Source organism: Phocaeicola oris, from assembly GCF_021295095.1.
GTDB classification, from domain to species: Bacteria; Bacteroidota; Bacteroidia; order Bacteroidales; family Bacteroidaceae; genus Phocaeicola; species Phocaeicola oris.
This window is the reverse complement of record NZ_JAJLQX010000040.1, coordinates 1-9,630: the sequence shown is the minus strand read 5'-3', so window position 1 is coordinate 9,630 and position 9,630 is coordinate 1. Positions and strand designations below refer to the sequence as shown.

The following is a 9,630-nucleotide window of genomic DNA, read 5'->3' as shown; positions in this document are numbered from 1 at the left end:
TTCTTTTTAACATTTGAACTGTTACAGAATATACAGTTTTTTTATTCATAAGCTTTCAAATGCTGCAAAGGTAATGAATAAAGGACATTTGAGAGGTTTCAGCCTACCAAATGTCCATTACGCCTAATATTGGAATAATAATAAAGGCTGAATGAAAAGATTCAGCCTTTATTATTAAGAAAGCACATCATTAGACCGATATACCTTATATAAAAAACATGGGTAAACGTATCGTATTCGGAAATCAAACCATCAACAGAACCGATGATAAGTACCACTTCGGAAAGTGATACGCATGAGTTGATCAACTCATACGTATGAGTTTGACATTTCATGCGTATCATTTCATCAACTCATACGCATGAACGAGACAACTCATCCGCATCACTTTCTGCTATTATACGTATCACTTTGCAAAGACATAAGACAACCGTATGATGACTATTAAACAGCATACATTCTTTCTCGCATCTCCTTAATCTTATCAGACGCAATATACTCATCATACTCCATCATCTTATCAATGATGCCGTTTGGCGTCAACTCTATAATCCTGTTCGCAACAGTCTCGATAAACTCATGGTCGTGCGAAGAGAACAGGATATTTCCCTTAAACAACTTCAGATTATTATTAAATGCTTGGATAGATTCCAAATCCAAATGATTAGTCGGTGTATCTAAAATCAAGCAATTCGCATTCTTCAGTTGCATACGGGCAATCATACAACGCATCTTCTCACCTCCGGAAAGAACATTCACTTTCTTCAGCACTTCCTCGCCCGAAAAAAGCATTCTCCCCAAGTATGCTTTCATTTGAACTTCGTTTTCCGAGCTGAACTGATTCAGCCATTCTACCAAATTCATATCGCTTTCAAAGAATGATGTATTGTCAAGAGGCAGATAAGCAGTCGTGATAGTAATGCCCCAACTAAAATGCCCCGCGTCCGGTTTACGATTTCCGTTGATAATCTCGAAGAATGAAGTCATCGCTCTCGGATCACGACTTAAGAATACAATCTTATCTCCTTTTTCTGCCGTAAAATTAACATCACTAAACAGCACTTTTCCATCATCAGATACCGCACGCAAACCGGAAACTTCAAGAATTTGATTGCCCGGTTCGCGCTCCATTGAGAAAATGATACCGGGATAACGACGCGATGACGGACGAATCTCCTCTACATTCAACTTTTCCAGCATTTTCTTTCTGCTGGTAGTCTGTTTACTCTTAGCAGCGTTCGCGCTGAACCGGCGAATAAATTCCTCTAATTCCTTGCGTTTTTCTTCAGCCTTAGCTCGTTGGTTTTGTGCCTGACGCAAAGCCAATTGACTTGATTCGTACCAGAAACTGTAGTTTCCTGCAAACAGATTAATTTTTCCAAAATCTATATCGACAGTATGCGTAGAAATAGCGTCAAGAAAATGGCGGTCGTGGCTGACAACCAACACCGTATGCTCAAAGTTGGCCAAATAATCCTCTAACCAGCTAACCGTATCCAAGTCCAAATCGTTAGTCGGCTCATCAAGTAACAAGTTATCCGGATTACCAAACAAAGCCTGAGCCAGCATAACTCGAACTTTTTCTTTACCACTCAATTCAGACATCATCAAATGATGTTTATCCTCCTTTATGCCCAAATCACTCAACAACGTAGCTGCGTCACTCTCAGCATTATATCCATCGAGTTCCGCAAAACTTTCCTCCAATTGGGCTACTTTTATCCCATCTTCATCCGAGAAATCCGGCTTTGCATAGAGTTCATCCCGTTCTTTCATCACGTTCCATAAAACACTATGCCCCATCAGCACGGTATCGAGTACTTTAAACTTATCCCATTTAAAGTGATCCTGACTTAACACAGAAAGTCGCTCGTCGGGTCCCAGCACAATCGTTCCTTTCGAAGACTCCAGCTCTCCCGAAATTGCTTTCAGCAGCGTAGACTTACCTGCTCCATTAGCGCCAATCACACCGTAAATATTCCCGTTCGTAAACTTCAGGTTAACATCTTTATATAACACACGTTTTCCAAACTGAATGGAAAGGTCAGAAATTGTAATCATCAGCTAATACCTTAATTTATATATAATATTTATTTTGAGAGTGCAAAGGTAGGCATTTAATTTGATAAAATTGTGTCAGTCTGACATATTTTCTCTAACTTTGCGCGGAAATTGAGGAAAGGCACAATATTTGTTATATGCCTATTAACATTTTATGTGACAGTTATGAGCAAGCATAGAAAAAACAAAAGGAAATATAATTATATGAATCCGAATGAAAATATAAAGAAGTCTCAGGAAGAGGAAATTAAAGCAGAAGCTGAACAGCCGGAAACAGCCCCCCAAAGGAATGAAGAGGGAACTGAATCAAAATCTCAGGAAGAGACTAAAGAAGAAGTTGAACAATCAACTACCGAAGTTAATTCTGCAGAAGAATTGGAAGAAGCAAAAAAAACTATTGAGGAAGACAAAGACAAATATTTACGTTTGTCTGCCGAGTTTGATAATTACCGCAAACGCACCATTAAAGAGAAAGCAGAATTGATACTAAACGGAGGTGAAAAAGTCATTAAGTCTATTTTACCTATCATAGATGATATGGAGAGAGCCATTATTAATCTGGATACAGTTAAAGAGCTAAAACCGGCAAAGGAAGGTATAGAACTCATCTATAACAAATTCATTAAAGCACTTGAGTCACAAGGCGTTAAGAAGATAGAAACAGAAGAAAAAGAGTTTAATACCGATTTCTTTGAAGCTATTGCAATGATTCCTGCTCCATCGGAAGATAAAAAAGGTAAAGTATTGGATTGTGTCCAGACTGGTTACACATTAAATGGCAAAGTTATTCGCCACGCAAAAGTAGCTGTAGGGCAATAAAGCATCACATTCATGGCAAAGAGAGACTATTACGAGGTATTAGGCATTAGTAAAACAGCTACGGCCGATGAAATAAAAAAGGCATACCGTAAGCAAGCCATTAAATACCATCCTGATTTGCAGAGCGGTAAGTCGGATGCTGAGAAAAAAGAAGCTGAAGAGAAATTTAAAGAAGCAGCCGAAGCATACGGGGTATTGAGTGATCCTGATAAGAGACAGCGGTATGATCAGTTCGGACCGGAAGGTGTTAATGGCAGCGGAGGTTTTGGCGGTTTTGGAGGAGAAGGTATGTCTATGGATGATATCTTCTCGATGTTCGGTGATATCTTTGGTGGACATTCCGGTTTTGGTGGTTTTGGTTTTGGAGGAAGCAGTCGATCCAGCCAAGCTCAACGTCAATATCGCGGTTCTGATTTACGCGTTAAAGTTAAACTGAATCTGAAAGAAATTTCAACAGGCGTTCAAAAGAAATTCAAATTAAAAAAATACGTTATCTGTGACCATTGCAATGGCACAGGATCGGAAGATGGCAAAACTGAAACTTGTCCCACTTGTCATGGTTCAGGTACTGAATATCGAACTCAGCAAAGTATATTTGGTACTATCCGTACTCAAACTGTTTGTCATACTTGTGGTGGAGAAGGTAACATTATCAAGAATAAATGTAAAGTTTGTGGCGGCGAAGGAATCGTCTACGGTGAAGAAGTAGTAGACGTTAAGATTCCTGCCGGAGTAGCTGAAGGCATGCAAGTTACTATCAGCGGTAAAGGTAATGCAGGAAAGCACAATGGAATATCGGGAGACTTGCTCGTTATAATAGAAGAAGAAAAAGATGCCGAACTAATTCGTGATCAAGACGATTTGATATATAATCTGTTGCTTAGTTTTCCTACAGCAGCCTTAGGAGGAACGGTAGAAATTCCAACTATTGATGGAAAAGCAAAGGTAAAAATTGAGCCGGGCACACAGCCGGGCAGAATTCTTCGTTTGCGTGGAAAAGGATTGCCGGGTATTAACAGCTATGGAGCAAATACAGGAATAGGCGATTTACTCGTCAACATCAGTGTATATGTTCCGGAAAACTTAAATAAGGAAGAAAAAGGTTTGATAGAAAAGATGCAAGAATCGGAAAATTTCAAGCCAAATACAACTATCAAAGATAAATTGTTCAGCAAGTTCAAGAACTTCTTTAATAAACAGTAAAATGAATTACGAAGAAACGATTGACTATCTGTTCAACAGTACCCCTCTTTTTCAAAATATAGGAAAAGATGCTTATAAAGAAGGGTTGGTCAATACGTATACTTTGGATGAACATTTTAATCACCCACATCAGAGATTCAAGACTATCCATATAGCGGGAACAAACGGAAAAGGCTCATGCTCACATACACTTGCCGCTATATTTCAGTCGGCAGGATATAAAACAGGACTTTATACCTCCCCGCATTTAGTCGACTTTCGGGAACGAATAAGAGTTAATGGAGATCCTATCTCCAAACAGTTTGTTATAGATTTCATAGACGAACATCGCCATTTCTTCGAACCGCTTCATCCATCTTTCTTTGAGTTAACAACAGCAATGGCATTCCTTTACTTTGCCGAGCAGAAAGTAGATATTGCCATTATAGAGGTCGGTATGGGGGGACGTTTAGATTGTACTAATATTATCCATCCCGACTTATCTATTATTACTAACATCAGTTTTGATCACATGCAATTTTTAGGTAATACCTTAGCCTTGATTGCAAATGAAAAAGCCGGAATCATAAAAGCAGACGTCCCCGTGGTCATCGGGGAAACAACTGATGAGACTAAGGCTGTATTCTTGAAGAAAGCTAAAGAAATGAGTGCTCCTATTATTTTTTCAGAGGAAGAACACTTATTAAAAAGCTCTTCTACAAATAATAAAGACGAAAGAATCTATCAATCGACCGAATATCCTAACTTAATAGGAGAATTAGGAGGACTATATCAGATAAAAAACACCAATACTCTCCTCTCCGCTATCAAAAAATTAAAAGAAATTGGTTATAAGATAGCAGAAAAAGACGTTAGAAACGGATTTCTCCATGTATGTGAGCTGACAGGTTTACAAGGACGTTGGCAAAAATTAAACGAACACCCAACCATTATCTGCGATGTAGGACATAATATTGGGGGATTCAAATATATAACGGAACAGTTAAAACAACAACATTATAAAACACTGCGCATTGTAATAGGTATGGTAAGCGATAAAGACATCAGCAGTGTGTTAGCTATATTACCAAAAGACGCTGTCTATTATTTCACTAAAGCATCTGTCAAACGTGCACTTCCTGAAAATCAATTACTCGCATTAGCAAAAAAAGCCGGACTAAATGGGACTGCTTACCTTGATGTTAATACTGCTGTAAAGGCTGCCAAGAACGAAGCAGGCATAAATGATTTCATTTATATCGGAGGCAGTTGCTTTATTATTGCGGATTTATTAAAATTTCGTCATTTATAATCATACTTTATTTCGGAAAAGTTTGTGAAAACCGAATTAAATCTTTTTATTTGCATAAGAAATTATATTTTCAAATAAAAGATTTTAATAACATGATAAACACATCAAATTCGAAAGAATATCTGTGTGGTTTGAAAAGAGCTGATTTTCAGAAAACTGTTCAAGGTAAACAAACAGATTTATTCGTCCTAAAGAATAAAAATGGCGCTGAACTCGCAGTAACAAATTACGGTGGAGCCGTTGCAGCTCTGATGATGCCGGATAAAAACGGGCAATTCGCAAATGTCATCCAAGGACATGATTCTATTGACCATGTAATAAACAGCCATGAACCATTCTTAAGCACATTAGTCGGCCGATATGGAAACCGGATTGAAAAAGGCAAGTTCCTTTTAGACGGAAAAGAGTATCAACTGGCTATTAATAACGGACCTAATCATCTACATGGAGGGCCAACCGGATTTCATGCTCGTGTTTGGGACGCAGAACAAACAAATGAACAAACATTAAAGTTGCATTATGTTTCTGCAGACGGAGAAGAAGGCTTCCCCGGCAAATTGGAGGTTCATGTAGAATATCAACTTTCCGATGATAATGAATTTATCATCAAGTATTCAGCCACAACAGACAAGAAGACTATCTGTAACATGACACATCATGGATTCTACAGTCTTTCCGGTTTAGATAATCCAACAGCAACCATCGACAATAACATTGTTACCATAAACGCAGATTATTATTTACCAATAGATAATACTTCCATTCCTTTTGGCGATGTAGCCAAAGTAGAAGGAACTCCTTTTGATTTTCGTACTCCGCATGTTGTAGGTTGTCGCATTGACGATAAAATACAACAAATAGAATTTGGAGCCGGCTATGATCATTGTTTTGTTCTGAACAAACGAGAAGCCGGCTCTTTAACTTTTGCCGCCAAATGCGTAGAACCAAATAGCGGACGAGTAATGGAAGTCTATACAACAGAGCCGGGGGTACAAGTTTACACCAGTAACTGGCACAATGGCTTTGCCGGATGGCATGGAACAACATTTCCACGTCGCAGCGCTATCTGCTTTGAAGCCCAACATTTTCCGGATACACCAAATAAAGGACACTTCCCATCATGTGTTCTAAATCCGGGAGAAGAATATAAACAAACTACCATTTATAAATTTAGCATAGAGAAATAAGAAACAAAAGAATATTAAACAAATTAAAAATCTAAAATTATGTCACAGGAACAACAGAAAAATGGGAACATGATCGCCGTTATTACGATGATCTTCCTCTTTGGTATGATTGCATTCGTTACCAACTTAGCCGCGCCTATCGGTGTTATTTGGAAAAACCAGCCAGGTATTGAAGGTTCAAGTACTTGGGGTATGATGGGAAATATGATGAACTTCTTAGCTTATCTGTTCATGGGTATTCCGGCTGGTAAACTTTTAACAAAGATAGGTTATAAAAAGACAGCTCTTCTTGCAATTGCAATTGGTTTTATCGGTGTATTCGTCCAATTCTTATCAGGAATGGTTGGAGTAGGCAGCCAGATTGGTAGTCTACCAACTAACTTCTTCGTATACTTATTTGGCGCTTTCATTTGCGGTTTCAGTGTATGTATGCTGAACACTGTTGTTAACCCTATGTTGAACCTTATTGGCGGTGGCGGTAAAAAAGGTAACCAGTACATTCAGTTTGGTGGCACATTCAATTCTTTGATGGGAACCATCACTCCTATGCTCGTGGGTGCTTTGATTGGCACAGTCACTAAAGATACAGCCATTACAGACGTTAACTTGGTATTATACATAGCTATGGCCGTATTTGCCGCGTCGTTTATTATTTTGTTCTTCGTTCCTATTGAAGACCCACAGAAGAAAGCCGACAATATGGTTTATGAATCAAGCCCTTGGCATTTCCGCCATTTCGTTCTTGGTGCCATCGCCATCTTCGTTTATGTGGGCGTTGAAGTAGGTATCCCCGGAACTTTGAACTTCTTCTTGTCTGATACAACCGGTAAGGGAGCAGGATTAGATCCTGCAACAGCAGCAACCATTGGCGGTTTCGTTGCCGGAACATATTGGTTCTTGATGTTGTGCGGCCGTCTGATATTCGGAAGTATTCTTGGAAGTAAGCTCTCAAGTAAAACATTAATGACTTGCGCTTGTACCATTGCCATTATATTTATTTTAGGCGCTATGATGTCATCAGTTGAGACAAAGGTTTCAATGCCGGTATTCACCGGTTCTTCATTCCAGATGGTAAGTGTTCCTATTGCAGCTCTGCTTTTAGTTCTTTGCGGACTTTGCACTTCTATCATGTGGGGATCAATTTTCAACTTGGCTGTTGAAGGATTAGGTAAATATACCGAAGCTGCTTCCGGTATCTTCATGATGTTGGTAGTTGGTGGTGGAGTTTTGCCTTTAGTACAGAACTTCGTAGCAGACCAAACAACTTATATGACAAGTTACATCATTATTCTCCTCGGTGTTGCATACATGCTTTACTATGCTTTAATTGGTAGTAAAAATGTGAACAAAAACATTAAGATTGACTAAGAAATAATACATTTAATATAAACTTATTAATACTTAAATTACCATGGACATAGATTTTGTAAGAAGTCGCTTCATAAAGCACTTCGACGGAACCACGGGATCTGTTTACACATCGCCCGGTCGTATTAATCTGATAGGGGAGCATACGGACTACAATGGTGGTTTTGTATTCCCGGGAGCAGTAGATAAAGGTATCATGGCAGAAATTAAACCAAACGGCAAAGATAAAGTCTGTGCTTATTCCATCGACTTGAAAGACTACGTTGAGTTTGGCCTGACAGAAAATGATGCTCCAAACGCAAGTTGGGCAAAATACATTTTCGGAGTATGCCGTGAGATGATTAAACGCGGTGTTGATGTTAAAGGATTCAATACAGCATTTGCAGGCGACGTACCTCTTGGCGCTGGAATGTCTTCTTCTGCTGCATTAGAAAGCACTTACGCTTTCGCATTGAACGAAATTTTTGGTGAAAGTAAAATTGATAAATTCGAATTGGCAAAAATTGGTCAGGCAACTGAACATAACTATGTGGGTGTTAACTGTGGCATCATGGATCAGTTCGCGTCTGTATTCGGTAAAGCCGACAGCTTGATTCGTTTAGATTGCCGTTCACTCGAATATCAATATTTCCCATTCAAACCGGATGGTTATCGTTTAGTTCTTGTGGATTCCGTTGTTAAGCATGAATTGGCTTCTTCAGCATATAATAAACGTCGTCAGAGTTGCGAGAATGTAGTAGCTGCCATGCAGAAAAAACATCCACATGTTGAATTCTTACGCGATGCTAACATGGAGATGCTTAATGAGGTTAAAGCAGAAGTCAGTGAAGAGGATTACAAACGTGCGGAATATGTTATTGAAGAAATTCAACGCGTTCTGGATGTTTGCGATGCCTTAGAAAAAGATGACTACGAAACAGTCGGAACAAAGATGTACGAAACACACCATGGATTAAGTAAACTCTATGAAGTCAGCTGCGAAGAACTTGATTTCTTAAACGATATTGCTTTTGATTGCGGAGTTACAGGTTCAAGATTGATGGGTGGAGGCTTTGGAGGTTGTACCATCAACTTAGTTAAAAACGAACTTTACGAAACATTCATAACTACAGCCAAGGAAAGATATAAAGCTAAATTTGGCCGTAGCCCGAAAGTATATGATGTAGTCATCAGCGACGGCTCTCGTAAGTTGATTTAATATTATATATTACGCAAGTATAAGAGACTGTTTACCGAAGTAGGCAGTCTCTTTTTATATTCTCTATTTATCCTTATTCGAAATAAAACGTACCGCCAACTCATATAAAACCATCACTTCAATTTTACATCTAAATAAAAACTCAAAGTGATACGGATGAACGCTTAAAATGATACGGATGAACCGACAAACTCATCCGCATGAATCGATCAACTCATACGCATGAACCGAACAACTCATACGCATGAGTTATTCAAAACTTCTGATGATTTTACAAACTCATACGTATGGTCCCACTCGCTTATACGTATCTGTAAAGAAAAGAAAAAGATTACTACTGAAAATCTATTTGTAATTATTGCTATTTATAAATATCTTAACGTGAGTTCGACGAATTCAAAATAAGGCAAGCTGTGTATCAATTGTTCTGGTAACATTGATACACGGCTTCTTTGGAAAACAGCAGTATGCTGCTATTGCAGCCAAGAGGTTGACCATGAAAT

Annotated in this window: 7 protein-coding genes and 1 pseudogene; 6 read left to right on the top strand and 2 right to left on the bottom strand. The window is 38.7% G+C overall.

Annotated elements, in window-relative coordinates; genetic code table 11:
- Positions 1-444: 444 nt before the first annotated feature.
- The gene (locus LO761_RS12365) at positions 445-2,061 is read right to left on the bottom strand and encodes an ABC-F family ATP-binding cassette domain-containing protein (protein ID WP_272818587.1); all 1,617 of its coding nucleotides are present in this window, start codon (positions 2,059-2,061) and stop codon (positions 445-447) included.
- A 204-nt stretch (positions 2,062-2,265) separates the two neighbouring features.
- On the opposite strand from LO761_RS12365, the gene LO761_RS12360 reads away from it, so the two are divergent.
- From LO761_RS12360 to galK, 6 genes are all read left to right on the top strand, one after another.
- Positions 2,266-2,880, top strand: a complete 615-nt coding sequence (locus LO761_RS12360) for a nucleotide exchange factor GrpE (protein ID WP_272818588.1) — start codon at positions 2,266-2,268, stop codon at positions 2,878-2,880.
- A 12-nt stretch (positions 2,881-2,892) separates the two neighbouring features.
- Complete coding sequence (dnaJ, locus tag LO761_RS12355) at positions 2,893-4,083, top strand: molecular chaperone DnaJ (protein ID WP_272818586.1); 1,191 nt, start codon at positions 2,893-2,895, stop codon at positions 4,081-4,083.
- Between the two features lies 1 nt (position 4,084).
- Positions 4,085-5,374, top strand: a complete 1,290-nt coding sequence (locus LO761_RS12350; RefSeq protein WP_272818585.1) for a bifunctional folylpolyglutamate synthase/dihydrofolate synthase — start codon at positions 4,085-4,087, stop codon at positions 5,372-5,374.
- A gap of 92 nt (positions 5,375-5,466) precedes the next feature.
- A complete protein-coding gene (locus LO761_RS12345) occupies positions 5,467-6,561 on the top strand; it encodes an aldose epimerase family protein (RefSeq protein ID WP_272818584.1) in 1,095 nt (364 codons plus the stop codon).
- Between the two features lie 39 nt (positions 6,562-6,600).
- On the top strand, positions 6,601-7,929 hold the full coding sequence (locus LO761_RS12340; protein WP_272818583.1) for an MFS transporter: 1,329 nt from the start codon (positions 6,601-6,603) through the stop codon (positions 7,927-7,929).
- Between the two features lie 43 nt (positions 7,930-7,972).
- Entirely contained in the window at positions 7,973-9,127 is a 1,155-nt protein-coding gene (gene galK / locus LO761_RS12335) for a galactokinase (RefSeq protein ID WP_272818582.1), read from the top strand.
- Positions 9,128-9,523: 396 nt separating this feature from the next.
- Here galK and LO761_RS12330 read toward each other — a convergent pair.
- A pseudogene (locus LO761_RS12330) lies at positions 9,524-9,630 on the bottom strand (IS982 family transposase); the annotation flags it as partial.

Coding starts and splice junctions, on each gene's coding strand:
- dnaJ (WP_272818586.1), top strand. CDS start 2,893: ATGGCAAAGAGAGACTATTACGAGGTATTAGGCATTAGTAAAACAGCT.
- LO761_RS12360 (WP_272818588.1), top strand. CDS start 2,266: ATGAATCCGAATGAAAATATAAAGAAGTCTCAGGAAGAGGAAATTAAA.
- LO761_RS12340 (WP_272818583.1), top strand. CDS start 6,601: ATGTCACAGGAACAACAGAAAAATGGGAACATGATCGCCGTTATTACG.
- LO761_RS12350 (WP_272818585.1), top strand. CDS start 4,085: ATGAATTACGAAGAAACGATTGACTATCTGTTCAACAGTACCCCTCTT.
- LO761_RS12365 (WP_272818587.1), bottom strand. CDS start 2,061: ATGATTACAATTTCTGACCTTTCCATTCAGTTTGGAAAACGTGTGTTA.
- galK (WP_272818582.1), top strand. CDS start 7,973: ATGGACATAGATTTTGTAAGAAGTCGCTTCATAAAGCACTTCGACGGA.
- LO761_RS12345 (WP_272818584.1), top strand. CDS start 5,467: ATGATAAACACATCAAATTCGAAAGAATATCTGTGTGGTTTGAAAAGA.